A 24294-nucleotide genomic window follows, 5' to 3' on the forward strand; every position below is an offset into this window, starting at 1 on the left:
ACTTCCACAATCGACGTAATTCCCATCGACAAAGCCATATGCCGGCCGCATGAACGACCGTGTATGACCGCAGTCGGGATCGACGGCATCGAGATCTGGACCGGGAAGCTCAAACTCGACCTGCCGGGCACGTTCGCGCCGGAGAAGGGCGACGACCCCGAGAAGTACACGAAGGGGCTCGGGCTCACTAACTCCTCGTTCCCCGACGTGTACGAGGACATCGTCACGATGGGCGCGAACGCCGCGAAGGGGCTGATGGACCGGAAGGGGCTCGAACCCGAGGACGTCGGCCGGATCGACGTCGCCACCGAGTCGGCGTTCGACCACTCGAAGCCCGTGTCGACGTATATCGCCGGCTGCCTCGAACAGGTGTACGACGGCGACTTCACCCACGCCAACAAGGGCGAGCGCAAGTTCGCCTGCCTCGCCGGAACGCAGGCCATTGACGACGCGTACAACTGGATCCGCGCCGGCCGGAACCGCGACCGCCCCGCGCTCGTCATCACCACGGACACGGCGCTGTACGCTCGCGGTGACCCCGGCGAGGCGACGCAGGGCGCCGGCGCCGTCGCGATGCTGATCGACGAGGACCCCTCGATCGTCGAGCTCTCGACGGACCAGGGGTACGGCTCGAAGGACGAGACTGACTTCCTCAAGCCGAACCAGCAGTTCCCCAGCGTCGACGGGAAGCGGTCGGTCCAGGTGTACCTCTCCCGGATGCGCGAGGCCCTCGAAGACTACGAGTCCGTCACGGACGACATCGAGCTGGAAGACTTCGCGTACGCGCCGTTCCACACGCCGTTCCCCGGCATGGTCCGGAAGGCGGCGCTCCTCGCCTACCGTCACGTCATCCGCGATACAGCACACGAGGACGCGCTCGCCGACGAGATCGGCCGCCAGCCCCGCGAAGGCGAGTACGACGACCGGGAGGCCTACGAGGAGGCGATCCGCGGGTACATGGACGAGTTAAAGACCACCGAGCAGTACCAGACGTGGTACGACACGGCAGTCGAGCCGACGCTCGGCCTCTCTCGCGAGGTCGGCAACTGGTACACCAGTTCGGTCCACATTGCCCGCGTGAGCGCCCTCCGAGACGCCCTGACCCGCGACCGCGAGTTCGTCGGCGACACGCTACTCGTCGCTTCCTACGGCTCGGGCGCGCAGGCCGAGATCCACGCCGAGACGATCCGAGAGGGGTGGCGCGCCGAGATCGAGAGGCTCGACATCGACGACCAGCTCGACGCCCGCTACGACCTGACGTGGGAGGAGTACGAAGACGTCCACGACGTCCACGAGTACGACGCCGACCTCGGGCGCGAGGTCGAGGAGTTCACCCAGCCCGACGGGGAGTTCGTCTTCACCGGCTGGGGGCGGATGAACGAGCGCCAGTACGAGTACGCCGAGTAGCGCCGCGACCGCCGCTGACCGGCACGCTCACCGAACCGTGAGTCATCCGCAGCGGCCCGCAATCCCGTGAAAACGGCTCACACGGGTCGTTCGCGATACGATGCTTTTAAACGACGCTGGCGTGAATCGACACCCAATGGTGACCATCTACGACGTGCCGGCCGACGACCTCATCGAGGCCGTCGCCGCCCGCCTCGAGGACCGGATCGAAGAGCCCGACTGGGTCGAGTTCGCCAAAACCGGCGCAGGCAAGGAGCTCCCGCCGGAGCAGGACGACTTCTGGTACGTCCGATCCGCGAGCCTCCTGCGAAAGGTCGCGCAGAACGAGCCGATCGGCATCGAGCGGCTCGCGACCGAGTACGGCTCGAAGAAGCGCGGCTCCAATCGCTACATCGTCCGCCCCGGCGAGCACGAGGGGGGCTCGCGTAAGCTCATCCGTTCGTCGCTCCAGGCGCTCGAAGAGGACGGGCTCGTCACGACCGCCTCCGGCGAGGGTCGCCGCCTCTCCGACGAGGGCGAGGCGTTCCTCTCCGAGGTCGCGACCGAGGTCTTCGAGGACCTCGACCGTCCGGAACTCGAACGCTACGCGTAAACCGATATCTCTGTTTCTGGCCGCTTTACCGCCGTAGCGACTGCTTTCTCGGTCACATCGCACGCGTCTCGCAAGCGGCTGCTTCGTCTCGCGAGTTCGCCCGTTGCGCACGTCGTAAACCAAACACCGCTATACAAAATCTGATATCGGGTAAATCGACACATACGCGTCGGCCTTCTTCTCCTCGGACGCTCTCCTTCGGTCGCTCCCCCGCTACCTTCTTGATCCCGCGTCTCGGAGTGCCGGCGTGAGTCGCGCATGACGGAGTCACGCGTCGGCACGGTCGAACGAATTCACGTCGCCTCTGGGACGGGCGGCGACCCGGAGCCCCGGGAGGCGGTCGAGGCGGTCGCGGACCGCGGGCTCCGCGGCGACCGCTACTTCGACGGCGACGGGATCTACAACGAGCAGTCGGAGTTGGAGCCGAGCGACATCACGCTGATTGAGGCCGAGACGCTTGCGGCCGCGGCCGCCGAACACGGCGTCGACCTAGAGGCGGGCGCGCACCGGCGCAACGTCACGACGCGTGGTGTCGACCTCAGAGAACTCGTCGGCGAGCGGTTCCGGGTCGGCGAAGCGACCGTCGAGGGGACGGGTCGCTGCGAGCCCTGCGGCTACATGGCCGATCTCGCGGAGGAGTCCGACGCGGTGACCGCGCTCGACGGTCGCGGCGGGCTCGACGCCCGCATCGTGGAGTCGGGAACGGTAGCGGTCGGCGACGAGATCGTCTGGTAGCGACCGACCCCGGGTTATCCGGTGTTTTTCATCCCGGCGGCGATGCCGTTGACGGTGAGCCGCAGGGTGCGCTCCTCCTCGTCGGTGCGGTGGGTGCGTCCGAGCAGGTTCGCCTGGAGGAGGTTCAGGGGGTCGACGTAGGGGTTCCGGCGGTCGAGGCTCTCTTCGAGCCACTCGCGGCGGAGCAGCTGGTCGCGGCCGCTGATCGACAACACTAGCTCGCGGCCGCGCTCGTACTCGTCGACGAGTTCGGGGAAGAAGCGCTCGCGGAGCTCGTCGTCGGCGAGGTCGGCGTACTCGGCGGCGATCTCCGGCTCAGTGCGCGCGAGCGCCAGCGAGGCGTTGTCGAGCGTGGTCCGGAAGAACGGCCACTCGTCGAACATCTCGCGGAGCGTCTCCATCCCCTCCTCCTCGCCGACCTCGTCGAGGTAGGCGTCGATCCCCGAGGCGATCGCGTACCAGCCGGGGAGGATGAGCCGCGTCTGGGTCCACGAGAACACCCACGGGATCGCGCGGAGGTCCTCGACGCTGCGCTCGCCGGAGCGGGAGGCGGGCCGGGAGCCGAGGTTGAGGTCCTCGACGACGCTGATCGGCGTCGCCTGCTCGAAGTAGGAGACGAATCCGTCGCTGTTCAGCAGTTCCCGGTACGTCTCCCGGGCGGCGGGCGCCATGACCTCCATCGCCTCCACCCAGCGGTCCGGGACGTTCTCGACCGGCTCCTCGTTCGCCTCCTTCCGGGCGCGGATCTGGGCGTCCAGCATCTGTTCGAGCTCGCGCTCGGCGATCCGCGGGTTGGCGTACTTCTCGGCGATCGCCTCCCCCTGCTCGGTGAACTTCACCTGTCCGGTGACGGTCTCGTTCGGGAGCGCGGTCAGCGCCTCGTTCATCGGGCCGCCGCCGCGCGAGATGGAGCCGCCGCGGCCGTGGAACAGCCGGAGGGTGACCTCCTCCTCGCGGCAGAACCGGGCGATCCGGCGCTGGTTCTCGTAGAGGTCCCAGTTCGCGGCGAGGAACCCGTTCTCCTTGTTGGAGTCGGAGTAGCCGAGCATGACCTCTTGGACCTCGTCGCGTGCCTTCAGCGCGGCCGCGTACGCCTCGTTCTCGAAGAGGGTACCGAGGATGCGCTCGGCCCCGTTGAGCGCCGATTCGGTCTCGAGCAGCGGGACGACGTCGACCGCGCAGTGGTCGGGTAAGGAGACGACACCGACCTGGTCGGCCAGGAAGAGCACCTCCAGCACGTGGCTGGGTTCCTCCGTCATCGAGATACAGTAGGTGTCTATCGCCTGCTGGCCGTACTCGTCCTGCCAGCCCGCGAACGACGCGAACCGGCGGAGGACGCGCTCCGTCGTCTCGGAGACGTCGCCGGGTTCGTCGACGTCGACGACCGGGTCCTCTTGGAGGATCGCCTCGGTGAGGAAGTCGACGCGCTCGTCTTCGTCCATCTCGGCGTAGTCGACGCCCTCGGCCGCGACCGCCTCGGCGACGGCCTCGGTGTGGTTCTCGCGGTGGTCGCGCAGGTCGAGCGACGCCAGCGTGAGCCCGAACGTGTCGACCTGCCGGCGGAACGGCTCGACGAACGACTCCAGCACCGACTCCTGTCCGTCCTCGCGGAGCGACTCGGCGATCACGTCGAGGTCGTCGAGGAACGCGTCGCCGTCGGGGTACTCGCCCGGCCGGACGTCGTTGACGCGGTCGAGGCGCTCGCGCATCAGCCGGAGCTTCTGCCGGTACGGCTCGTCGGGGTACCGCTCGCGCGCCTCCTCGACGACGGTCGGGAACCGCTCGGCGTCGGCCGCGAGCGACTCCGCGAGCGCGTCGCCGTCGGCGTACCGGTCGCCGTCCTGGCTCAGCACCGCGGAGAGCCGCTTACAGCGGTCTCGGTACTTCTCGACGGCGACCTCGCGCTGGCGTTCGAGCGTCTCGTCGGTCACCTCGGGCGTGACGAACGGGTTGCCGTCGCGGTCGGAGCCCGCCCACGAGCGGAACTCGAAGAGCTTGGGGCAGTCGACGTCGTCGTACTCCTTCGAGATGGTCTCCTCGAACTCCTCGTAGGCGTCACCGACGACGTCGAACAGCGTGTTCTCGAGGTACCACTGGACGTTGCGCGCCTCGTCTTCCGGCTCGGGGGCCCGCTGGCGAACCTGTCGGGTGCCCCACAGGCTGGTTACCTCGGCGGTGACGTCGCGCCAGACGGCGCGCCGCTCGCGGTCGGTGAGGTTGCGCTCGTCGAGCTCGCCGAGGTGGTTCGCGATCGAGCGGAGCTTGGACTTCACGGTTGACCGCCGGGCCTCCGTGGGGTGAGCGGTGAACGTCGGCTCGATGAGCACGTCGGCGAGCAGCTCCTCCAGTTCGTCTGCGTCGACGCCGGCCTCGGCGAACTCGGCTATCGTCGCGTCGAAGGAGTCGTGGAGGGCGGTCCCGTCGTCGGCGTTTCGGACCGCGCGGACGCGCTCGCGCTCCTCGGCGAGGTTGATGAGCTCGAAGTACGTCGTGAACGCGCGGGCGACGACCTCCTCGCGTGTCGTCGAGAGGTCGGCGACCGCCTCGTGGAGGGCGGCCCGGTCCGCGGCGTCTCCCCGCCGGTAATCGATCGCCGCGTTCCGCAGCGTCTCGACCGTCTCGTACGCGTCCGTCGACGCCTGTGCGGCCAGGACGTCTCCCACCAGCGCCCCGAGTTCTCGAACGTCCGTCCGCACGTCCCGATTATGCAACTTCATACCACAGACAGTTCGGTCGGGATCGGTTAAATCCGTGGGCTAGACGAATGCTTGCCCCGGTTCCGAGTAAATTCGATCACGAACGTTCCTTGCCGACCCCGGCCGGAGGCGATGGCGGCGGCGACTCGTCGGTCCCGGGCGCGGCCCGGTTCCGAAGCGTCGCCGTCGACCCGGAATGGCTCCGATTCTCGCCGCTGTGGAGGGTTCGTCACCCTTTTTACCGATCCAACCTCAGTAGCGAGCATGAGTGCGTCCGATAAGTATCCGTCTGAGTCCGGGCGGCGACGCTTCGTGAAGGGCGTCGTCGGCGGCGCGGCCCTCGCTGGGGTCGGCGCGATGGGGTCGGCGACCGTGAACACCCTGACGACCGCCGGCGGCGTCGGCGGCGGGTCGACAGTCGCGAAGACCATCGCGCAGACCGGCGGTCCGGCGCCCCGCGGGCTCCCGCAGATCCCCGTTCAGGTCAACGATGACGGGTACATTGAGGGCATCTGGCCCGAGACGACGACCATCACCCAGGAGGGACAGGAGATCGAGGTCGCACAGGAGGATCTCGGCGGGACGACCTACTCCGGCGCGTGGTTCCAGTACTGCGGCGTCGAGTCGCAGGAGAACGTCCAGCCGAACTTCGAGTCCGACAACCTGTTCCGCGCCGCGAGCGGCCCGCCGTACGACTGGCAGTCGAACACCTACTCGGGCGGCGACCGGATCCACATCGACGACTTCGACGACTACGAGGAGTGGGGGAACGGGATCGGCAGCGACGGCGTCGGCAAGCCGGCGATGACCACGTGGCGCTCCGAGGACTCCGACACGAACCTCAACGCGATCGTGATCCGCTCGCCGGAGATCGAGGAGGCGGCCCAGAACGACGAGTGGCTCCAGGCCTCGACCGATCAGGGGTTCATGGCGTACCTCAACGTCTGTACCCACTTCTGCTGTATTCCGGGCTACAAGGAGCTAGAGGAGTCGGCCCGCTACGACGCCGCCGACGGCTCGTACTGCGTCTGCCACCAGTCGACGTACGACCCGTTCACCATCGAGGAGGCGCTGTTCATCGCGCGTCCCCGACCCGAAGAGTAATCCCAGCCTGAGGAGTAACCCCGCCCTGTCGCGGCTCCGCCCTCTTCTCCGCTCGTCCCTCGGACGTCTCGTGTAAGTCGTCGCCGCGCTTTTCACCTCGCTCGTCCGAGGGAATGACATGAGCGACGACCCCGCTTCCGACGAGTCCGTCTCCAAGGCCGCCGGCGACGACGACCGATCCGCGGCCGCCGGCGGTGCGGACGCCCCCGCGAGCGACGACTTCGAGGCGGAATTGGCCCGCGCCCGCGACCTGCTCGACGGCGACGACATCGACGCGGTCCACGTCGGCGTCGTCCGCGACGGCGAGGTCGACACCACGTTCGCCCAGCGCACCGACGACGACCCGGAGGGGGCGGGACTCCGCGCGCTCGCGCTGCTCGCCGCACACGTCAGGCTGGTCGCGGGCGAGGCCGGCGTCGAGCCCTCCACCGTCGCCGGCGACGCCGCGACGCTCGCGGGGCAGGTGGAACAAATCCCGACGGACACCGAGCAGATCCCCGATGAGTAGCGGGCCGGCTCGTCGTCGCCGGCTGTCTCCGGCGCCGGTCTACTCGGACCCGCCGGACTCCGCCGAGCGGATCCGACGGAGCTGGTGGGCCACGCCCGCGAGCGCGACGAGCAGGACCGCGAGGTTGAACACCGCGAGCGCCACGGACTGGTAGGCCGGATCGAACCACGTGCGGATCGCGTTGCCGGACTGGCTGTAGAACCCCCAGCCAGCCACGACCGCGAGCAGCGACAGCACTGCCAGCCCGACGCGGTCGAGCAGCCCGCGGAGGTCGTCGGTCGAAAGGCGGCCGAAGCCGCCGGAGCCGGCCGGCTCTGTCCAGTAGTCCGTGTCGGTCTCTTCCGGGTCCGTCCGGTCGGGACCCGTTTCCGTGCGGTCGGTCGCGTCGGTGTCGTCTGTCATTGGCTGTGGTGGGTCGCGGGTGCGGTCGCCGTCGGCAGTCGCGCGGTCGTCGCTCGGGCTGTCACGTGGCGGTTCGTCGGTCGCATCGGCACGCGGCGGTTCGTCAGTCATCGTCGCCTCCGTGCGAGCAGCGCCGTGACGACGAGCGCGACGAGCGCGACGAGCGGGCCGAAACCGGGCGTCGCGTCGCCGCTGGCGCCGCCGTCTCGCGTCGCTCTGTCGTCACCGGCACTGTCGCCGCCGACGCCCCCCTCGCCGCGCTCGAAGTCCTCGACGGTGAACTGCACGTCGCGGACCGTCTCGTTCGCGGAGAGGGTCTCCTGCGGGTTCAGGTTCGCGACGCCCTGCGTCTCGTCGACGAGCACGTCGTCGTCGAACAGCGCGGCGTCGACGTAGTAGTTGTAGCCGTTCGGCACCTCGACGGTCGCCGTCACGGTGTCGGTGCGACCGGGGCGGACGGTGCCGACGGTCTCCGTCGCCTCCCCGGCGATCACGTTCGACTCCGCCTGCCGGAGGTAGAGCCGGAGGTCGACGTCGTCGCTCGGCTCGTCGCCGCGGTTCGTCACGGAAATCGACGCCGACAGCGTCGCCGTCTCGTTGTCGGCCTCGGTGACGCTCACGGCGACCGTCGGCCAGACCGTCCCGTCGGTGAAGCCGACCCTCGTGTCCGCGTAGTCGGGCGTGAGCGCCGCGACGCCGCCGACGCGAGTGGTCTGTTCCTCGCGGCGCTGGCCGTCCGCGAAGACGACCGTCTCGATGCGGTAGCCCCCCTCGCGCTCGACGTCGACCGTGCCGTTGACCGTTTGCTCCCCCTCGAAGTCGACGTCGCCCACGTCGACCGTGGTCTCGTCGACGAGGAGGCCGGACTCGCTGCCGATCGCGCGGTGGCGGACCGTGACGTTCTCGACTGTCGAGCCGCGGTGGCGGAGGTCGGTGCCGAGCCGGAGCTCGGCGGTCTCGCCGCGCACCTCGCCGGGCGCGACGGTCGCGCCGGCGACGTCGATCCGGCCGGGCGGCTCGTTCGTCTCCCGCGGGTCGGTGATCGCGCCGGGGACGGCGACGGCGCCGACCGCGCTCGCGACGAGGAGGGCGGCGGCCGCCGCCAGGAGGGCCGTGCGGGTGTCCATACGCGACCCCTCACGAGCGTCATATAAGTGCTTTGTCCAGTCGGCGTCTGCGCTTGGAACCGAGCTCAGAGGAGGCGATACCGCCCGTTCGACTCGGTGAGTTCGCCGCGGTGCGCGAGGCGGGTCAGGATCTCGCGGGCCGCGTCGGCGGGGACGCCGTCGGCCGCGGCGCGATCCACGACGGCCGCCTCTGTCGGGTCGTCGAGGGCGTCGACCGCGTCCCGGACGACCTCGGTGCGGCTCCGGGAGCCGCCCCCGCCGCCCTCGGCGCGCGAGGCGGCCTCGTCGACGGCGTCGGCGTCGATGCCCGACGACTCGAGGTACTCGCGGTCGCCGATGCCGGCGTCCTCGACGGCGGCTTCGAGGTCGGCGACGTGGTCCACCTCGGCGAACGCCGCGCTGTCGCCGCGCTTCTTGGCGAGCAGCGCGGACCGCGCCTGGCGGGCCGCCGCGCGCTCCTCGGACTCGAAGAAGCGCTTGAGCTTGGCGGTCCGGTGGGTCTTGCCGCACCGCGAGCACTTCGCCGTCTCGCTCGTCTCCGGGTCCGTGACCAGCCACATGTTGGCGCACTCGTTACAGCCGACGACCGCGTACATGCGACGGGGTTCGCCGGCCCCGAAGTTGAACCCTCGGCTCCGAGACGCGGCCGGGCTCTCGACAACCCAACACGATGCCGTGGCGCGTGCCTCCGAGTGGCCGCCTCCGGCGGCCGCGAGGAGCACGCGCGAGGGAGTCGCGAGCGAAGCGAGCGACGAGGCTGGGGAGGCGTGAGGCGCGGTGCGGGGCGGGACTCGAAGGGGCAGTCGCGAGGACGACGCAGGCGACGTAAGCACCGCAGCGAGTGAGCGAAGCGAACGAGCGAGGAGCGCAACGAGCGTGCGTCGTCCTCGCGACTGGGGCTTCGGCGGTGTTCGCCGTCGATCCGCCACCAGTCATTTATAAACAAGCGACTGTGGCTTCGGCGGTGTTCGCCGTCGATCCGCTATCAGCCAGTTATAACTGAACGGATACGGCGGCTATCCACCGATCGGCGACCTCGATTTATCACCTAACGACTCGGCACTGACCAGCAACGACTACGGACTCCGCTTATCAGTCTGATTCGATCTCGTTCGCGGCCGCGAGCACCTCGTCGTGGAGTGCGCCGTTCGAGGCGACCAGCCCGGTCGAGTCGTGCCGCCAGCGGTTCCCGTCCAAGTCCGTCACGCGCCCGCCGGCCTGTCGGATCGCGAAGACGCCCGCCACCGTGTCCCACGGGTTCGCCGCGACGTTCGTGATCGTCCCCTCCAGCCCGCCGGCGGCGACGGTGGGCAGGACCACCTGCGCCGCGCCGAGCCGGCGCATATCGCCGAAGCGGGTGACAATCGCCTCGCAGGCGCGGGCGTACTCGTCGCGGGCGTCGTATTCCCACCAGATCGTCGGGTCGACGGTCGCGTGCCGGGTCTCGGTCACGCCGCTCACCGCGATCGGTTCGCCGTTGCGGTACGCGCCCTCGGCGTCGGCGATGTAGGTGTCGCCGAGCGCGGGCGCGACGATCGCCGCCGCCACCGGCTCGCCGTCGACGACGGCGGCGACCGCGGTGGCCCACACGCGGATGTCGCGGACGTAATTGTGGGTTCCGTCGATGGGGTCGATCACCCACGCGGGGCCCGACTCGGGGACCGTCTTGCGCTCGTCCTCTTCCTCGCCGACGACCGCGTCGTCGGGGTACGACTCGCGGATCGACTCGATGACGGCGCGCTGGGCGGCGCGGTCCGCCTCGGTCACCACGTCGTCCTCGCCTTTCGTCTCCACCGCGATGTCGCTCCGGAAGCCCTCGTTCGCCACCGCGGCGCCCGCCTCCGCGGCACGCTTCGCGACCGCGGCGCGTTCGTCGACGTCGTCCGTGCGGGCCGCGGGAGCGGGGACCTCCTCGCGCCCGCCCGAATCGGCGCCGCGCTCGTCTGCGTCGGTCATGCGCCCAGTCGACGCCGCCGCGGAGTATAAACGTCGGTTCGACGCGGGGCGCGAGCCGAAATTAACTCAGTTCCGAATCCGAGTACATTTAAGTAGGTCGGAGTCGGACAATTGGATATGAAACCCGAGGAAGCGGTCCGTCAGCTCGAGTACACCATCGACGCCTCGCTCGACGAAATCGGACAGCGCGCCGCCGCGGGCTACCGGCCCACGTTCGAGCGCGTGGCCGAGCGCGCGGACGGCGGTGCGGTGTACGACCTCGCGGGCGAGCTCTCTCAGGAGGTCGTCGACGGCTCCTGTCCCTCGCCGGCGGAGGCGAACGCGGCCGCCGAGCGCGTGCTCGACGACTGGGCGTACACCGACGGCGGGGAGTAAGAGAAACTAATCTTTTCTCCGACCGACTTCTCGACACGGTAGGAAACCCGACTTCTCAGGGGTTGTGCCGGTCGTGAGTTACCCGCTCCCGTTGCGGTAGACACATCATTTCCCAGACAACCGGACATCCTGTACCCGGAGCGTGCGGCGTCGTGTCAGCACAACGTGTGTGAAACCGCAGTTCGAGAACGGTTATGACGGGTAGTGGTAGATGTATTCACAATCTGAACTGATGTCGAAGCGACTACTGCGTGTAGGGCGATGGGACAACTCAAAAAACCGGATATCCGAGACGGCCTCCGGGTGGTCCCCGAAGTACAACGTGAGATTAGTTCAGTACCTGTTGCTATCTAAGTTGATCTCCGAGGTGATGTTATCGCTTAGCCCAATGGCCGACTCGGAAGTGGTAGCGTTGACGAGGAACCGCGTATTCGGAACACTATCGTTCACGACGTCGAAATTATCAGTGACTGCCCGCACAGTAACTGGAACTGTCTTCCCAGACGGGATCCTAACGTAACCCGTGTCATTGATTTCAAGGAAGTTGTACGGGAAGCTCGCACCGGCCTGTAGCGCGAACGTCGACGGATCAGACGGGGTTCCGTAGTTGTCGCCGGTCGAGGGAGCGGAATCACGTCCAATAAGACCGACTTCGCCGGAATTGAAGCCCGGAGCCGTCGTCGAAGCGGCGAACTGTACGTCAAGGCCTGCGGGTACGGTGGTTCCTCCGCTGAAGCCGTCAGTATTTGTCTGACTGCCGCTAATATCGTTGTTCCTGAGGGTATTCAGAATCCCCACGTAAAGTTCGCGAGACGAATTATTCTGTAGGGTGAAGGCTGGGCGGATCTCCGTCGAACCCTCGTTGTTCACACCGGCCCCGCTGGCGGCCGCTCCGCTGAGGTCGAGACCGATAATATTCTCGTTACTGTCCGTCACGACGAACTGTGAGTTCGGGTTGGGGTCAAGTCCTAAGAACGCCGCTCCGTCACCAGCGACGTCGACGGACAGTTCGCGGTCAGTTGAAATCGTTTCAACTGCGCCAGTACCAATTGCGGCTGTCGTGCCAACAGCCATCGATCCCATTCCGACGAGGAATTTGCGCCGATCCATATTGTGTTTCACCTGTGTTCGCGCACCCCCGCAACCCGGTCGTCCGGGCCGGGAGCGCTCGGATAATCCATACGGGGCATGGTACTTCGTTATGAAATTCTCGACACGATCACGCGCCGGGCTCGATAACGCGACGTGAGCTCCTCGATGCGAGTCGACCGCCTCTCGCAGTCCGTATCGAGCCGCGCTTGAACCCGACGTGGAGACGCTGAAGCCGGCACCTGAAGCGCTCGCCGCGTCTCAAACACTCCCTGAAAACCCGCGACGACCCCGCTCCGCGGTTCAACTGTCTCTCGAGGAACCGACGAGCCGAACGTTTTCTCATCACGTTTCTTAAATTAACAGGTTAATTATCCAACCTATTTATGATAGACACAATCACACATTATAAGCGAAAATCGCCGGTTCACGGGAGGGGGACCCGCCGGCGCGGAACCAGGTGATCACATCGATGCTCTCCACAGCGACAACGACCTACGGGGCGGGGCGAAACGGCGGCGGCGAACTGTCCGAAGACGAGATCTTCAAACTGCTGTCGAACAGGCGCCGCCGGTTCGTCATCCACGCGCTCAAGCGCGCGGACGAGCCGGTCGAGGTCTCGGATCTCTCCACGCACGTCACCGCGTGGGAGCGTGGCGTCGATCCGGAGGAGGTCCGGTACGAGGACCGACGGAACGTGTATAGCACCCTCCAGCGGACGCACCTGCCGAAACTGGAGGAGAAGAACGTGGTCACGATCGACGACGAGGAGAACCTCGTCGCGCCGACGCCCGAACTCGAGGAGCTCGACATCTACGTCGAGGTACTCCGGAGCAGAGAGATCCCGTGGAGCCTCTACTACGTCGGGCTCGCGGGCCTCGCCGCTTCGCTCCTGCTCGCCGTCGCTACGGGAACGCCGGGGTTCGCCGGGCTCGAAGCGATCGACGTGGGAGTGTTCACTGCAACCGTCTTCGGAATCTCTTCGGTCGCTCACCACGTGATCGGCCGCCAAGCACGCCTCGGAAACACGGAGAAACCACCCGAAATCCGCCGGCGAGAATGAGTATCCCGGCCCGGATGTCGTCGACCCGCGTGCGGCCCCTCCGCGCGCTGAGCCTCGTGCTCGCGTTCACCGCTGCGGTCGGACTGGTCTTCGGCACCGCCGGATTCACCGCGATGGAGGCCGAGCGGGGGCTCGCGGTCACCGTGACGAACGACACGAGCGCGTACCTCGGCTACGCGCCGCTCAGCGACGAGGTCCACGACGGTGAATCGATGTCGGTTGTCGAGTATCGCAACCAGCTCGGGAATGATCTCGACGAGTTCGATGTCGATGTTTCGATCGCGGACCCCGAATCGACGGACGCCGCGATCGAGTCGGTCGAGACGCCTTCGTCGCTCGAAGCGGGAACCGCCTCGGTGGTCAACGTCACGCTGCGCTGTCCCGAGGAGGATACTGTCCGACTCTCGTTCGAGACCGACGCGAGCGGCGACGGCCTCAGCGTCTCGTTGAACCGAATACACACCGTGACCTGCATACCGAGGGGATCGACGACAACGGGAGACCGGCACGCGGGCGTCTCGAACGCGTCCGCCGCTGACGGACGCGACGGTTGATTTCGCCTACGCTCGATCCGCACACGGTCCGACCCGCACACGGCCCGGCCCGCCTACAGCTCGATCCGCTCGCCGATCTCGGGCGCGCTCGCCTCGAAGCCGTCCGCCCGCAGCTCCGCCGCGAACGCCTCGCAGCGGTCGCCGTGGTTCACCAGCACGCGCGCCCCTCGATACGACTCGAGGAACGACTCCAGCCCCTCGCGGTCGGCGTGCGCGGAGAAGTCGTACGACTCCACGCGCGCGCTCACGAGCCTGACCTGCCCGTTCAGCTCCAACCGCCCGCGCTCCTGTAGCTCGCGGCCGGGCGTCCCCTCCACCTGGTACCCCGTGAGCGTCACGAGGTTCGTCGGGCTCGTCCTGATCTCCGGGAGGTACGTCTGGACCGGGCCGCCCGCGAGCATCCCGGAGGTGGTGACGACCAGCGCGCTCTCGGCGGCGACCCGCTTCCGCTGGCCGTCGCGGCCCGTGACGACGCGCGCCTGCCCGACCGCCTCCCCGAACGCGTCGGCGTCACGGAGGAACGACGGGTACCGCCGGAGCGTTTCCGTCACCCCGACGCCCATCCCGTCCACGTACGGCGTGAGGTCGTTCGCGGCCGCGACGAGGAGCATCTCCTGCGTCCGGCCGATGGCGAACGCGGGCGCGACGACGGTGCCGCCCTCCCAGAGGGCCCGCTCGACGCGCTCGGCCCACCCCGACTCCACCGCGGCGCGGTCCTCGTGCGTCACGTCCGCGTAGGTGGACTCACAGATCACCGCGTCGGCGTCGGGGCGCGCCGTCGTCCCCGCGACCAGCCGCTGGTCGTCGGTGTGGAAGTCGCCGGTGTACAGCAGCCGAGTGTCTCCGTCGTCGACGAGGACGTGCGCCGAGCCCGGAATGTGCCCGGCCGAGAACAGCGTCACCTCGTAGCCGCCGCCGTCGATCCCGCCCGCGACCGGGAAGGGGTCGCCGTAGCCGTGTCGCACCTCCACTTCGCCCAACCGCGCGACGTGCTCGGCCCCGAACGGGCACAGCGGGCTGTTCCCGTGGAGCTTCAGCGTGTCCTCGGCGAGCGTCCGCGCGAGCTCCCCGGTCGGCGGCGTCCAGTGGATCGGCGGGCGGCGGTCGCCCTTCAGCAGCGCGGGGACCGCACCGACGTGGTCGAGGTGTCCGTGCGAGACGACGACCGCGTCGGGCTCGGGATCGCGAACCGGGTACTGCGGCGGCTCCGCGGTCATCAGTCCGTAGTCCACGAGCAGCGCGTCGTCGACGAGGAGGGCGCTCCGCCCCACCTCGCGGGCGCCGCCGAGGAACTCGATCTCCATCGAGGGACCGTAGCGGCCGCTGGCGTTAGTGTCCGTCGGTCGGTCGAGCGGCGCTGTCGACCGCAGTGAGTCACTCACTCGGGCGACCGACCTCGCCGACCGCGGTCAGTCGATCCGCTCGGCGGCGTCGCGCTGGACGAGCGGATCGACGTTCTCGACGGGCAGTGAGACCACGTCCTCGCTCGCGAGCTCGTACTCCCGCTCGTCGACGCCGAAGATCGCTCCCACGTCGCGGGTGATCCGCACCGTGGCTCGCTCGGTGGGCCGGTCAGGCTTCGAACCGGCACCCGGCTCCGCAGCCGCGTCCGATCCGCCCCCTGCCGGCGACTCGGGGATCGCTCCCCCGTCCGTCGTCGCGCCGGGGTCGGCCCCCTCGTCCGTGTCTCCCGCGGGGCGATCGCCCGGGACCGTGCCGCTGTCGCCGATCGTGTCGTCGGCGTCGGCCGCGTCGTCGGCCCCGACCGCTCCCGGAGGCGCCGGTTCGGGGGGCACCGGCGTCGGACCCTCGCCGCCGTTGGACGCGGACTCGGGGTCGGGCGCCGGGCGGTCCTCGTTCGGCTCCGGCTCGGCGTCGGCGGAGGAGTCTCCCCCGTCGCCGCCCATCGCGCCGGCGAGGGCGCCGGCGTCGCCCGACGCCGTAGCGGCGTCCGACGGCTCGGGTTCCGGGTCGGCGGGAGCCGCGTCCGCGTCCGACGGCTCGGGGCCACCGTCGGGTGAGTCGGTGTCTGCCCGACTCGGGTCCGGCGTCCTCGCTTCGGGGGCCGAGGACCCCTCCTCGGCCCCGAGCAGCCGGTCGTCGCTGTCCGCGGTCGCGGACTCGTCCGGGACCGGCGACTCGCCCGCGAGCACATCGAGCACCGCTGACTTGTTCGCGCTGATGCGCTCGACGAGGTCGTCGAACAGCCGCCGCTCCTCGGCCGTCATTCCCTCCTCGTCGACGGACATGTCGGCCGCGGCGAAGGAGGCGAGCTTGACGACCTTCCCGACCCGGCGCTCGTAGAGCGCCTCGGCGACCTCCTCCGCGGTCTCCACCTCGTCGGAGAGCCGTCGGACATCGTCGTCGGAGAACGGGTTCTCGACCTGCTCGGCGCGGCGGTCGCGCGCGGCGCGCAGGTCCGCGACGTACGCGCCCACGTCGTCGTAAAACGAGTCCCGCAGGTGCTGGAGGCTGTCCTTCCGGCGCTCCTTCGCCTGCGCGGATCGGAGTTCGTCGAGGTTCATTTGTCGTCGGTCATCGTTCGGGAGCTTTCCGCGCCTCGCCGCGGGCCATCAGGAAGGCTCCCGCGAACTCGGGCACGGTGTTTCTACCGGATTCAACTCTGACGCGCTCGCCGTTTAATTCTACCGTCCGATCCGCGTCCGTCTCGATCCGGATCTCGCGGCCGACGAACCGGTCCGGAACCGCGTCCCGGAGCGGGTCGAAGTCGGCAAGCTCGTCGCGGTCGAGCGGCGTGACGACGAGCGCGGAGCCGCCGTGGAGCGTCCCCGGGAGCCGGATGAGCCGCCGGGTATCGGTCGTCACCGGCTCGTCGATCGGCGCGGCGTCGGTCGCGGCGACGCGCGCGGCGAGCGCGGAGACGAGCCGGCGGACGCCCGGCCCGCCGGCCTCCACGTTGCCCTCGCGCACGGCGGTCGGGTTCCGGTCAAACGCGCCGAGGATCGTCTCCGCGCGCCCCTCGCCGATCCCGTCGAGTTCCATGAGGCGCTCGCGCGCGGCCTCGTCGCCCATCTCGCGGAGGTCGTCGGCGTACTCGACCAGCGCGTCGTGAACGCGCGCGCCCCACCCGCCCTCGGTGCGGAGGACGCGCTTCGTTGTCCCCCGGTCGGAGACCGTCCGGATCAGTCCGTCGCTGTCGAGGTCGATGGCGCGCACGTAGTCGACGATCTCGCGGCGCGCCTCGCTGTCCAACTCCCGCACGCTCTCGTCTCGGACGTGGACGTGGTAGCCCCGCCCACCGGAGAAGACGACCGTCACGTCTTCGAACGCGAAGTCGTCGTCGATGAAGTCCAGCAGCCGCACGAGCGCGTCCTTACACGCCGCCAGCATCTCCGGGTAGGAGGTGGTCTCGGGGTCGACGCCGGGGAGGTGGTCGGCGTCCAGGTCGAAGACGAGGTCGGCGTTCCGCCACCCCTTCTGCCCCATCGTCGTCGCTCCGGGGTCGTCGTAGCGCGCGGCCGAGAAGTAGGCGTGCCGGGGCGCGTTGTCGGCGAAGAAGGTGTCCACGTCGCCGAGGTCGTACAGCGACTGGTGACGGACCATCGTCGTCCCCGACCCGGGGGTCCACGGGATGTGCCCCCACTCGCGGAGGTTCGCGTCGGGGGGGAGCGACAGCGACACCGACCGGTAGTAGTCGCCGAACCGCCCCCGGAGGTACTCGCGAGTCCGGTCGTCCATTCGTCTCCTCTCGTACCCGCGGTCGACGTATCAACGTTACCGTTCGCCGGTGTCCGCGACAGCACTCATCGAAAAGACGCGGCGGCGCGTGGCGACGAGCGCTCGAAGAGCGCGAGCCGCGAGGCTGGGGAGGCGTGGGGCGCTGCGCGGTACGGGCGCGGCCCCGCGGCTGGGAATTTGCGGTGTCCTCTGTCGAACTACGATCCATATGTGTAACCAGGCGGCCGTGATTTGGCCTCAGGCCCTCTCCTCGTCACTGACCGTCGACAGCATTTAGTCCGGCACCGTCGTCGGCCGAACACGGCCGGCCCCCATGCTCGACGAGACACTCGACCTGCTCATCGACGAGGTCGCAAAGCTGGTCCCCGATGTCGTGTTGGGCGCGATATTTCTGGTGACCGGTCTCCTGACGGCGATGCTCGGCGTGGCGACGCTCCTCAGCGTGGCGACGGTCGGGTGGTCACCGCGGTTCGGCGGGGTACTGACCGCCGTCGGCGCACTCCTCGTGGTCGGCGTGGTCGTCTGGTGGTATCGATGACCCTCCGGATCCGGTGAGCCCTCAGTCAGTCGCGAGAGTCTCGGCGACGGCGCCCCGTCAACCGCTCGACACCCTTCCGGCCACAACACTATCCGGGACCGCTCCGTACCGAGTGGTATGCGTTCGGAAGAGGAGATCAGAGAGCAGTACGAGTTCCTGCGCGAGCAGTTGGACGACGAAGAGATGAACCACCGCGGCGTCGAGGAGCTGTTCGCGCACTACAAGCGCGCGCTCGGCTGGGTGTTAGAAGAAGAACACATGTGAGCGGCGTACAACACGTTTATTACGCTCTACCTGCTATCGTCAGGTGACGCTTCGTCTGGAGGGCCGAAGCGTCAGCGGGGACCAATCGGCAGGCTCGACGCGGCTTTTTTCCGCGTCGGGCGTGCCTTCTTCGAGCGCTAATCCGACAGCGTCCGGCATATCCTGCTTCGATAGCGCCTCGCACGCCCTGATCCGATCGCGCCTCGCCTCCGTCTCGTCGCGCCCGATCGGAGCCGCTCGGTTTCTCTCCGATCGGCGCCCTACTCCGACAGCCAGTCGTTCCTGTGAGCCGCGGGTTCCGGGCACGTATCAGGTAACCGTAACGACTTCCCATCGCCGAATACCCGCTCTATTTCGGATGACAGTTACGGAGTTGACAGAACGAACCCGTCGGTTACGGAGGCGTAGGTGCCGCCGGCTGGTCGTATGAGGACAGATGTAACGGTATATTTATTTATTTTCGGATAATATGTCTAAGCAGTCGTATGTATGACCTCACAGGTTTTCAGCGAGACCTGCTCTACGTGATCGCGGGGCTCGACGAGCCGCACGGGCTGGCCATCAAGGAGGAACTCGAAGAGTACTACGAAAAGGAGATCCACCACGGCCGCCTCTACCCGAACCTCGACACGCTCGTCGAGAAGGGGCTCGTCGAGAAGGGCCAGCGCGACCGCCGCACCAACTACTACACGCTGACCCGCCGCGGCCGCCGCGAGATCGAGGCCCGGACCGACTGGGAAGCCGAGTACATCGAGCACTGACCCGGCCGCCCGCCGCTCCCGCACTCGATCGATAGCCGTCGGCCTCTCTTCTTCCTCGCCGTCTTTGCGATGCTCCCGTCGCGCCGCCTCGAACGGTTGGATTCAAGTCCGCCCCGGCGGAAGCGGAGCGTATGCAACCGGGAGATCGCGTCCGCGTCGAGCGCGGGGGCGTCACCAACGAGGGCGTACTGCTCCCCTCCACGACGCGCGACCACCTCGTCGTCAAGCTGGACGGCGGCTACAACGTCGGCATCGACCGCGAGGCGGCCGATGTCGAGGTGCTGGACTCCGCCGCCCGCGAGGTCGACCCTGCGGCCGAGACCGACGACGAAGCCGACGCCACCTCCGAGATCACCTTCGACGAGGACCTCCCCACCGTCTCGCTCATCTCCACCGGCGGGACGATCGCCTCCACCGTCGACTACCGGACCGGCGCCGTCACCGCGCAGTTCGACGCCGAGGACGTCCTCCGCGCCGTCCCAGAACTCGCCGGACGCGCGAACTACCGCGGGCGCGTCGTCGCGAACATCCTCTCGGAGAACATGGAGCCGTCCATCTGGCGCGACCTCGCCGACGCGGTCGCCGAGGAGATCGAGGCCGGCGCCGACGGCGTCGTCGTGATGCACGGCACCGACACGATGCAGTACTCCGCGTCCGCGCTATCCTTTATGATCGACTCGCCCGTCCCGGTCGTGTTCACGGGGAGCCAGCGCTCCGCGGACCGGCCCTCGTCGGACAACGTGATGAACGCGGTGTGCGCCGTCGAGGCCGCGAAGGCCGAGCATAGCGAGACCCTCGTCTGTATGCACGCCGACCCCTCCGACGACGCCTGCGCGCTCCACCGCGGCACGCGCGTCCGCAAGAACCACACCTCCCGCCGGGACGCCTTCGAGACGGTCGGCGCCGCGCCCCTCGGGCTGATCGACTACGAGCGCGCCGCGGAGGGGGGCGCCGACGGTGACGCGGCCGACGCTGCGATCGAGTGGAACCGCGAGCCGCGCTCGCGGGGCGGAACCGACGGGAGCGACGCGGCCGACGGCGACGCGATCGCGCTTGAGCCCTACCTCGACGGCGACGTGGAGCTGGTGAAGTTCACGCCCGGAATGGACCCGGCCGCGTGGGCGTACCTCGACGACAAGGACGGCGTCGTGATCGAGGGCACCGGGCTCGGCCACGTCCACACCGACCTCATCCCGCGGATCGAGGAGCTGGTCGAGGGCGGGACTGTCGTCGCGATGACGAGCCAGTGCCTCGAAGGTCGGGTCTGCGACCGCGTGTACGACACCGGCCGCGACCTGCTGGACGCCGGCGTCGTCGAGGCGGGCGACACCCTCCCCGGAACCGCGAAGGTGAAGCTGATGTGGGCGCTCGCGAACCGCGCGGACCCCGCCGACGCGATGACGCGTGACCTCGCGGGCGAGCTGACAGAGGAGTCGCGGCCCTGGCGATGAGCGAGGCAGCCGACGACGCCGACGAGGCCGACGCAGCGCCGACCGTCGTCGTCCGCGAGGCGCGCCCGGCCGACGCCGACGCGGTCGCGGCGTTCACCCGCGACACGTGGGGCGAGCGCCACGAGGACTACATCCCTCGCGTGTTCCCGGAGTGGGCCGCGTCCGACGACCCGGACCGCGGCACCTTCGTGGCGACGCTCCCCCCGGACGCCGCCGACGTGGGCGACCTCGACGGCAGAGACGCGGGCGACACGCACGTCACGGGCGACGGCGACGGCGCCGCCGACGCGGGCGACCCCGAGGCGGTCGTCGGCTGTATCCAGGGCGCGCTCCTCAGCGAGTGGGAGGCGTGGGGACAGGGGATCCGCGTCGACCCCGCCGCACGCGGCCACGGCGTCGGGACCGCCCTCTCGGAGGCGGTGCTCGACTGGGCGCGCGGACGCGGCGCGACCGTCTGCCGCAACATGGTGTTCTCGTGGAACGTCATGGGACTCGGCCAGTCGCGCGCGGTCGGCTTCGACCCCGCGACGGAGTTCCGGTTCGCGGAGCCGGCGCCCGACCCGGACGCAATCGACCGCGACGCCGCCGGTCTCGACCGTCTCCCCGACCCCGACCCGAACGCGGCGTGGGCGTTCTGGAGCGACAGCGCCGCCCGCGACCGCCTGCGCGGCCTCGCGCTCGACCCGGACGAGTCGTGGGCCTGCTCGCGGCTCACCCGCGACGAGCTCGCGACAGCGGCCGCCGAGGACCGACTGCTCGCGGTCGCCGACGCCGACGCGCTCGCGGGCTTCGCCGTCCGGACCCGCGTGACGGAGCGCGAGGTCGACGGCGAGCCCACGCGGACCGCGGTCTACGGCGTCGCCGCGTGGCGCGACGTCGACGCGGCGGGCGCGCTGTACGACGCGATCGCCGCCGACGCCGCGGCGGCGGACGCCGACCGCGCTCGCGTGCTGATCCCCGAGACGGTCGAGCACGTCAGCGACACCGGCGCGAACCGCGTGCCGGTCGCGGCGGAGCCGGACTTCGTCATGTGCGCCGACCTCACCGGTGGAGACGGATGACCCTCTTCGGTCTCGCTCTCCCGTGGTCGCTGCCGCTCACGCTCGTGATCTACGGCGTCGTCGTCGCCGCCGCGGTGTGGATCTACCGCGACGCGAGGGCGCGCGGGAGCCGCTACGCGGTCGTTTGGGCCGCCTCGACGCTCCTCTTCACGATCGTTCCGGTGCTGGCGTACCTCTATCTCCACCGCGACGCCGGTCCGGCGCGCTGAATCGGTCGCGCGCGGCACCGGTCCGAGCCCCCCGCCGAACCCCCGGCCGCTTATGTACGCCGACCCGGAACGACCGACGGATGCCCTCCTCTCGCCCGCCCGACGGGTTGCGCGCGCTGGCCCGCGGCCGTCGTCCCCGAGTCCTCTCGGTCGCGCTCGCGAACCTGCTCCCGCTCGTCGGCGTGGTCTCGCTCGGCTGGAACGCGGCCGCGCTGATGACGCTGTACTGGTTCGAACTCGGGATCGCCTCCGGGTGGGCGCTCGTCCGCGCGCTGTTCGCCGGACGCCCGTCCGAGATAGAACGCGACGGGCTGCTCATCGGCCCGCTCGCACAGCGACGGGTCGCCCTGTCGATCCCGCGGACCGGCGTTCAGGTCCGGCTCTCGTCGCTGCTCGTCCTCCCCGTCGCCGCGCCGATCCTCGCGGTCGTCTGGCTGGTCGTCGGCACGCTCACGGTCGGCGTCGTCGTCGAGGAGGGGACCGTCTCGACCGTGGTCGACACGGTCGCGCTCGCGACGCTCGCCCTCTTCATCGGCGAGGGGGTCACGACGCTCGTCGAGTACTTCGGTCGCGGCGAGCACCGGGATCACAGCGCGCAGACCGCGATCCAAGGCGTGTTCGCTCAGGGCGCGGCGATCTTCTTCGGCGCGCTGTTCACCGTCACGATCGTCGGCGCGGGAACGCTGGAGGAGGACACGCCGATCTCTGCGATCGATCCGGACGCGATCGGGATTCCCCTCCTGCTCGGCATCGTCGCGGTGAAGTTCGCTTTCGACCTCGCGAGCCTGTACGGCGACCGACTGGCCGCGTTCGACGAGTCGTCGTCGCTCGATCTGGGGCTCTCCTACGACCCGCCCGCGGCCGAGCCGGTCGACGGATCGCTCGCGGAGCCGACCGAGACGGTCCGCCAGCCCCGCCGCGCTCGTCTCGCCGGGGCGCTGACGACGCCGCTCGGCCACCCGGGGCTCTGGTACATCGGCGGGGGCCTCGCGCTCCTCGGCCTCCTGTTCGCGTTCGGCGGCGACTGGGGGACCGTCGCCCTCCTCCTCGCGGCCGCGCTCGCGGTCCCGCTCGCGCTCGCCGCGCTCGACCACGAACTCCGGCACGGGCTCGTCGAGTACCGCGCCGGCGACGGCGCGCTCGTCGCGCGCGACCGCCTGTCCGGCGCGACGATGTGGCGCGTCGAGCCGTGGGACGAGACGGATCTGCGGGTGGAGCGCCGGCGGCTCGACCGGCGGCTCGGGACCGAGACCGTCGTGATCGAACTGCGCGACGACGAGTACCGGATCCCGGGCCTCGACGACCCGGAGCCTGTCCTCGACGTGTTCGATCGGCGGCCGGACCGGCCGGACGGCTGACGGCTATCGATATCGATACGCGAACCCGAACGCCTAATTGGTCCCGTCTCGCCCGTGGAGACATGGTCGCGACGCTGCCGGACCTCCTCCGACTCGTCGTTGTCCCCGTGTTCGCGTGGGCGGCGATCCGGGACGTCCGGACCCGGCGCCTCCCGAACAGGCTGTGGCCGCCGCTGTACCTGTTCGGCGCGCTGCTTCTGGTCTGGGAGATTGTGACGATCTGGCCTCTCGGGGGGTTCGTGGAGATGCGATTCCTAGTGCGAGTCGCGATCAGTCTGCTTTTCGTCGCGCCGCTGGGCTACGCGTTCTGGTACCTCGGGGCGTTCGGCGGCGCCGACGCCAAGGCGATGATCGCGCTCGCGGTGCTCTTCCCGACGTTCCCGGCGTACGACCTCGCCGGGGTCACGCTCCCGCTCGTCGACACCCAGCTCGGCGTGTTCTCGCTGACGATCCTCACGAACACCGTCCTCCTCGGGCTCGCGTACCCGGTCGGCCTCGCCGTCTTCAACCTCGTCCGCGGCGAGGCCTCGCGGCTCATGTTCTTCGCGCGACCGGTCGCGACCGACTCGCTGCCTGACCGGCACGGGCGGCTGTTCGAGGACCCCGACGGGCCGACCCGGAACGGCCTCGATCTCGACGCGCTCCGGATGTATCTCCGGTGGCGCGGCCGCACGCTCGCCGACGTGCGGGCCGACCCCGACGACCTCCGCGACCCCGCCTCGGTCGGCGAGACGTTCGCCCCGACCGACGGCGGGACCCACGTCGGTCCGCGGACCGACGGGGGGCGCGCAGTTGACGACGCGCCTACCGACGGGGGGCGCGCAGTTGACGACGCGCCCACCGACGGAGGACGGGCAGTTGACGACGCGGCCCCGGACGGCGGGCATGCGGCCGACGCGGAGACCGACAGCGACGCCGACCGCGAGTCCGACGACCCGTGGGCGGCAGAGCGGTTCCTAGACGAGATCGATCACGGCGCGTACGGCACCGACGCCGCGACGCTCCGCGAGGGCCTCGACGTCGTCGCCCGCGAGGACCGCGTGCTGGTCTCGCCCGGGATGCCGTTCGTCGTCCCGATGGCGGTCGGACTCGTCGCCTCGCTGACGTACGGCGACGCGCTGTTCGCGGCGCTGGGCGCGCTCGGGCTGGTGTGAGCCGACACTGACGACGCCATTTATAAACATATGAGCGGTGCGGCGGCGTGTGCCGACGAGCGGCCGCAGGCCGCGAGTCGCACGCGCGAGGGAGTCACTGGCCCCGGAGCGAAGCGGAGGGCGCCAGCGACGAGGCCGGGGAGGCGTGAGGTGCGGTTGCCGTGCGGTCGGGTGAGACTCAAAGGGGCAGT

Annotated in this window: 25 protein-coding genes; 16 read left to right on the forward strand and 9 right to left on the reverse strand. The window is 69.4% G+C overall.

The window, feature by feature from the left end; genetic code table 11:
* Positions 1-63 precede the first annotated feature (63 nt).
* From hmgB to Z052_RS13320, 3 genes are all read left to right on the forward strand, one after another.
* Positions 64-1407 carry a hydroxymethylglutaryl-CoA synthase gene (gene hmgB, locus Z052_RS13310; protein WP_049930312.1) on the forward strand — a complete coding sequence of 448 codons (1344 nt, stop codon included), beginning with the start codon at positions 64-66 and terminating at the stop codon, positions 1405-1407.
* 136 nt (positions 1408-1543) lie between these two features.
* Positions 1544-1999: a 30S ribosomal protein S19e gene (locus Z052_RS13315; RefSeq protein WP_094521431.1), complete on the forward strand. Its 456-nt coding sequence runs from the start codon at positions 1544-1546 to the stop codon at positions 1997-1999.
* A 258-nt stretch (positions 2000-2257) separates the two neighbouring features.
* A complete protein-coding gene (locus Z052_RS13320) occupies positions 2258-2734 on the forward strand; it encodes an MOSC domain-containing protein (RefSeq protein ID WP_094521430.1) in 477 nt (158 codons plus the stop codon).
* A 14-nt stretch (positions 2735-2748) separates the two neighbouring features.
* On the opposite strand, the gene ppc is transcribed toward Z052_RS13320, so the two are convergent.
* A complete protein-coding gene (gene ppc / locus Z052_RS13325) occupies positions 2749-5451 on the reverse strand; it encodes a phosphoenolpyruvate carboxylase (protein WP_049930316.1) in 2703 nt (900 codons plus the stop codon).
* 243 nt (positions 5452-5694) lie between these two features.
* Between ppc and Z052_RS13330 the strand changes: the two genes are divergently transcribed.
* Positions 5695-6534: a cytochrome B gene (locus Z052_RS13330; RefSeq protein WP_094494634.1), complete on the forward strand. Its 840-nt coding sequence runs from the start codon at positions 5695-5697 to the stop codon at positions 6532-6534.
* A gap of 118 nt (positions 6535-6652) precedes the next feature.
* The gene (locus tag Z052_RS13335; protein WP_049930320.1) at positions 6653-7042 is read left to right on the forward strand and encodes a hypothetical protein; all 390 of its coding nucleotides are present in this window, start codon (positions 6653-6655) and stop codon (positions 7040-7042) included.
* 39 nt (positions 7043-7081) lie between these two features.
* Here Z052_RS13335 and Z052_RS13340 read toward each other — a convergent pair whose 3' ends face one another.
* From Z052_RS13340 to Z052_RS13355, 4 genes are all read right to left on the reverse strand, one after another.
* Positions 7082-7555 (reverse strand): hypothetical protein, encoded by a 474-nt coding sequence (locus Z052_RS13340; RefSeq protein WP_099289120.1) that lies wholly within the window; start codon positions 7553-7555, stop codon positions 7082-7084.
* The gene (locus Z052_RS13345) at positions 7552-8571 is read right to left on the reverse strand and encodes a PGF-CTERM sorting domain-containing protein (RefSeq protein WP_099289121.1); all 1020 of its coding nucleotides are present in this window, start codon (positions 8569-8571) and stop codon (positions 7552-7554) included. Before Z052_RS13345 ends, Z052_RS13340 begins: the two co-directional genes overlap by 4 nt.
* 65 nt (positions 8572-8636) lie before the next feature.
* Positions 8637-9167 carry a DUF5817 domain-containing protein gene (locus Z052_RS13350; RefSeq protein ID WP_049930326.1) on the reverse strand — a complete coding sequence of 177 codons (531 nt, stop codon included), beginning with the start codon at positions 9165-9167 and terminating at the stop codon, positions 8637-8639.
* 496 nt (positions 9168-9663) lie between these two features.
* Positions 9664-10527: an inositol monophosphatase gene (locus tag Z052_RS13355; RefSeq protein ID WP_049930328.1), complete on the reverse strand. Its 864-nt coding sequence runs from the start codon at positions 10525-10527 to the stop codon at positions 9664-9666.
* Positions 10528-10644: 117 nt separating this feature from the next.
* Between Z052_RS13355 and Z052_RS13360 the strand changes: the two genes are divergently transcribed.
* Positions 10645-10902 carry a hypothetical protein gene (locus Z052_RS13360; RefSeq protein WP_094521429.1) on the forward strand — a complete coding sequence of 86 codons (258 nt, stop codon included), beginning with the start codon at positions 10645-10647 and terminating at the stop codon, positions 10900-10902.
* A gap of 333 nt (positions 10903-11235) precedes the next feature.
* Here the strand turns inward: Z052_RS13360 and Z052_RS13365 are convergent, their stop codons facing one another.
* Positions 11236-12012, reverse strand: a complete 777-nt coding sequence (locus Z052_RS13365) for a hypothetical protein (protein ID WP_141213937.1) — start codon at positions 12010-12012, stop codon at positions 11236-11238.
* A 451-nt stretch (positions 12013-12463) separates the two neighbouring features.
* On the opposite strand from Z052_RS13365, the gene Z052_RS13370 reads away from it, so the two are divergent.
* Entirely contained in the window at positions 12464-13054 is a 591-nt protein-coding gene (locus Z052_RS13370; protein WP_089308413.1) for a transcriptional regulator, read from the forward strand.
* Positions 13051-13608, forward strand: coding sequence for a hypothetical protein (locus Z052_RS13375; RefSeq protein ID WP_094521427.1), 558 nt, complete (start codon positions 13051-13053; stop codon positions 13606-13608). The genes Z052_RS13370 and Z052_RS13375 overlap by 4 nt, the downstream gene beginning before the upstream one ends.
* A gap of 53 nt (positions 13609-13661) precedes the next feature.
* On the opposite strand, the gene Z052_RS13380 is transcribed toward Z052_RS13375, so the two are convergent.
* The 3 genes from Z052_RS13380 to priS all read right to left on the reverse strand — a co-directional run bounded on the left by Z052_RS13380 (position 13662) and on the right by priS (position 17307).
* The gene (locus tag Z052_RS13380) at positions 13662-14912 is read right to left on the reverse strand and encodes an MBL fold metallo-hydrolase (protein WP_094521426.1); all 1251 of its coding nucleotides are present in this window, start codon (positions 14910-14912) and stop codon (positions 13662-13664) included.
* 105 nt (positions 14913-15017) lie between these two features.
* Positions 15018-16133, reverse strand: a complete 1116-nt coding sequence (locus Z052_RS13385) for a hypothetical protein (protein WP_094521425.1) — start codon at positions 16131-16133, stop codon at positions 15018-15020.
* Positions 16134-16143: 10 nt separating this feature from the next.
* Positions 16144-17307, reverse strand: a complete 1164-nt coding sequence (gene priS / locus Z052_RS13390; protein WP_094521424.1) for a DNA primase small subunit PriS — start codon at positions 17305-17307, stop codon at positions 16144-16146.
* Positions 17308-17620: 313 nt separating this feature from the next.
* Here priS and Z052_RS13395 point away from each other — a divergent pair, with 313 nt between their 5' ends.
* The 8 genes from Z052_RS13395 (at position 17621) to Z052_RS13425 (ending at position 24103) form a co-directional block, all read left to right on the forward strand.
* Complete coding sequence (locus Z052_RS13395; protein WP_094521423.1) at positions 17621-17845, forward strand: hypothetical protein; 225 nt, start codon at positions 17621-17623, stop codon at positions 17843-17845.
* A 117-nt stretch (positions 17846-17962) separates the two neighbouring features.
* On the forward strand, positions 17963-18109 hold the full coding sequence (locus Z052_RS20565) for a hypothetical protein (RefSeq protein WP_167373080.1): 147 nt from the start codon (positions 17963-17965) through the stop codon (positions 18107-18109).
* Between the two features lie 485 nt (positions 18110-18594).
* Positions 18595-18870: a PadR family transcriptional regulator gene (locus Z052_RS13400; RefSeq protein WP_004597247.1), complete on the forward strand. Its 276-nt coding sequence runs from the start codon at positions 18595-18597 to the stop codon at positions 18868-18870.
* A 131-nt stretch (positions 18871-19001) separates the two neighbouring features.
* Entirely contained in the window at positions 19002-20321 is a 1320-nt protein-coding gene (gatD, locus tag Z052_RS13405; RefSeq protein ID WP_094521422.1) for a Glu-tRNA(Gln) amidotransferase subunit GatD, read from the forward strand.
* The gene (locus Z052_RS13410; protein ID WP_094521421.1) at positions 20318-21382 is read left to right on the forward strand and encodes a GNAT family N-acetyltransferase; all 1065 of its coding nucleotides are present in this window, start codon (positions 20318-20320) and stop codon (positions 21380-21382) included. The genes gatD and Z052_RS13410 overlap by 4 nt, the downstream gene beginning before the upstream one ends.
* Entirely contained in the window at positions 21379-21591 is a 213-nt protein-coding gene (locus tag Z052_RS13415; protein ID WP_049930351.1) for a hypothetical protein, read from the forward strand. Before Z052_RS13410 ends, Z052_RS13415 begins: the two co-directional genes overlap by 4 nt.
* Before the next feature lie 80 nt (positions 21592-21671).
* A complete protein-coding gene (locus tag Z052_RS13420) occupies positions 21672-22949 on the forward strand; it encodes a DUF6498-containing protein (protein ID WP_094521420.1) in 1278 nt (425 codons plus the stop codon).
* Positions 22950-23011: 62 nt separating this feature from the next.
* Positions 23012-24103 carry an A24 family peptidase gene (locus Z052_RS13425; protein ID WP_049930356.1) on the forward strand — a complete coding sequence of 364 codons (1092 nt, stop codon included), beginning with the start codon at positions 23012-23014 and terminating at the stop codon, positions 24101-24103.
* Positions 24104-24294: the final 191 nt, after the last annotated feature.

This window comes from Halorubrum sp. C191 (assembly GCF_002727095.1).
GTDB lineage: Archaea > Halobacteriota > Halobacteria > Halobacteriales > Haloferacaceae > Halorubrum > Halorubrum ezzemoulense.

Bases quoted from the DNA above. Each gene is read 5' to 3' on its own strand.
- Z052_RS13375 (WP_094521427.1), top strand. From the start codon at position 13,051: ATGAGTATCCCGGCCCGGATGTCGTCGACCCGCGTGCGGCCCCTCCGC.
- Z052_RS13380 (WP_094521426.1), bottom strand. From the start codon at position 14,912: ATGGAGATCGAGTTCCTCGGCGGCGCCCGCGAGGTGGGGCGGAGCGCC.
- Z052_RS13360 (WP_094521429.1), top strand. From the start codon at position 10,645: ATGAAACCCGAGGAAGCGGTCCGTCAGCTCGAGTACACCATCGACGCC.
- Z052_RS13420 (WP_094521420.1), top strand. From the start codon at position 21,672: ATGCCCTCCTCTCGCCCGCCCGACGGGTTGCGCGCGCTGGCCCGCGGC.
- Z052_RS13330 (WP_094494634.1), top strand. From the start codon at position 5,695: ATGAGTGCGTCCGATAAGTATCCGTCTGAGTCCGGGCGGCGACGCTTC.
- Z052_RS13355 (WP_049930328.1), bottom strand. From the start codon at position 10,527: ATGACCGACGCAGACGAGCGCGGCGCCGATTCGGGCGGGCGCGAGGAG.
- Z052_RS13340 (WP_099289120.1), bottom strand. From the start codon at position 7,555: ATGACTGACGAACCGCCGCGTGCCGATGCGACCGACGAACCGCCACGT.
- gatD (WP_094521422.1), top strand. From the start codon at position 19,002: ATGCAACCGGGAGATCGCGTCCGCGTCGAGCGCGGGGGCGTCACCAAC.
- Z052_RS13365 (WP_141213937.1), bottom strand. From the start codon at position 12,012: ATGGATCGGCGCAAATTCCTCGTCGGAATGGGATCGATGGCTGTTGGC.
- Z052_RS13410 (WP_094521421.1), top strand. From the start codon at position 20,318: ATGAGCGAGGCAGCCGACGACGCCGACGAGGCCGACGCAGCGCCGACC.
- Z052_RS13315 (WP_094521431.1), top strand. From the start codon at position 1,544: ATGGTGACCATCTACGACGTGCCGGCCGACGACCTCATCGAGGCCGTC.
- Z052_RS13320 (WP_094521430.1), top strand. From the start codon at position 2,258: ATGACGGAGTCACGCGTCGGCACGGTCGAACGAATTCACGTCGCCTCT.
- Z052_RS13370 (WP_089308413.1), top strand. From the start codon at position 12,464: ATGCTCTCCACAGCGACAACGACCTACGGGGCGGGGCGAAACGGCGGC.
- priS (WP_094521424.1), bottom strand. From the start codon at position 17,307: ATGGACGACCGGACTCGCGAGTACCTCCGGGGGCGGTTCGGCGACTAC.
- Z052_RS13345 (WP_099289121.1), bottom strand. From the start codon at position 8,571: ATGGACACCCGCACGGCCCTCCTGGCGGCGGCCGCCGCCCTCCTCGTC.
- Z052_RS13415 (WP_049930351.1), top strand. From the start codon at position 21,379: ATGACCCTCTTCGGTCTCGCTCTCCCGTGGTCGCTGCCGCTCACGCTC.
- Z052_RS13335 (WP_049930320.1), top strand. From the start codon at position 6,653: ATGAGCGACGACCCCGCTTCCGACGAGTCCGTCTCCAAGGCCGCCGGC.
- Z052_RS13395 (WP_094521423.1), top strand. From the start codon at position 17,621: ATGCTCGACGAGACACTCGACCTGCTCATCGACGAGGTCGCAAAGCTG.
- Z052_RS13350 (WP_049930326.1), bottom strand. From the start codon at position 9,167: ATGTACGCGGTCGTCGGCTGTAACGAGTGCGCCAACATGTGGCTGGTC.
- Z052_RS13385 (WP_094521425.1), bottom strand. From the start codon at position 16,133: ATGAACCTCGACGAACTCCGATCCGCGCAGGCGAAGGAGCGCCGGAAG.
- ppc (WP_049930316.1), bottom strand. From the start codon at position 5,451: ATGAAGTTGCATAATCGGGACGTGCGGACGGACGTTCGAGAACTCGGG.
- Z052_RS13425 (WP_049930356.1), top strand. From the start codon at position 23,012: ATGGTCGCGACGCTGCCGGACCTCCTCCGACTCGTCGTTGTCCCCGTG.
- hmgB (WP_049930312.1), top strand. From the start codon at position 64: ATGACCGCAGTCGGGATCGACGGCATCGAGATCTGGACCGGGAAGCTC.
- Z052_RS20565 (WP_167373080.1), top strand. From the start codon at position 17,963: ATGCGTTCGGAAGAGGAGATCAGAGAGCAGTACGAGTTCCTGCGCGAG.
- Z052_RS13400 (WP_004597247.1), top strand. From the start codon at position 18,595: ATGTATGACCTCACAGGTTTTCAGCGAGACCTGCTCTACGTGATCGCG.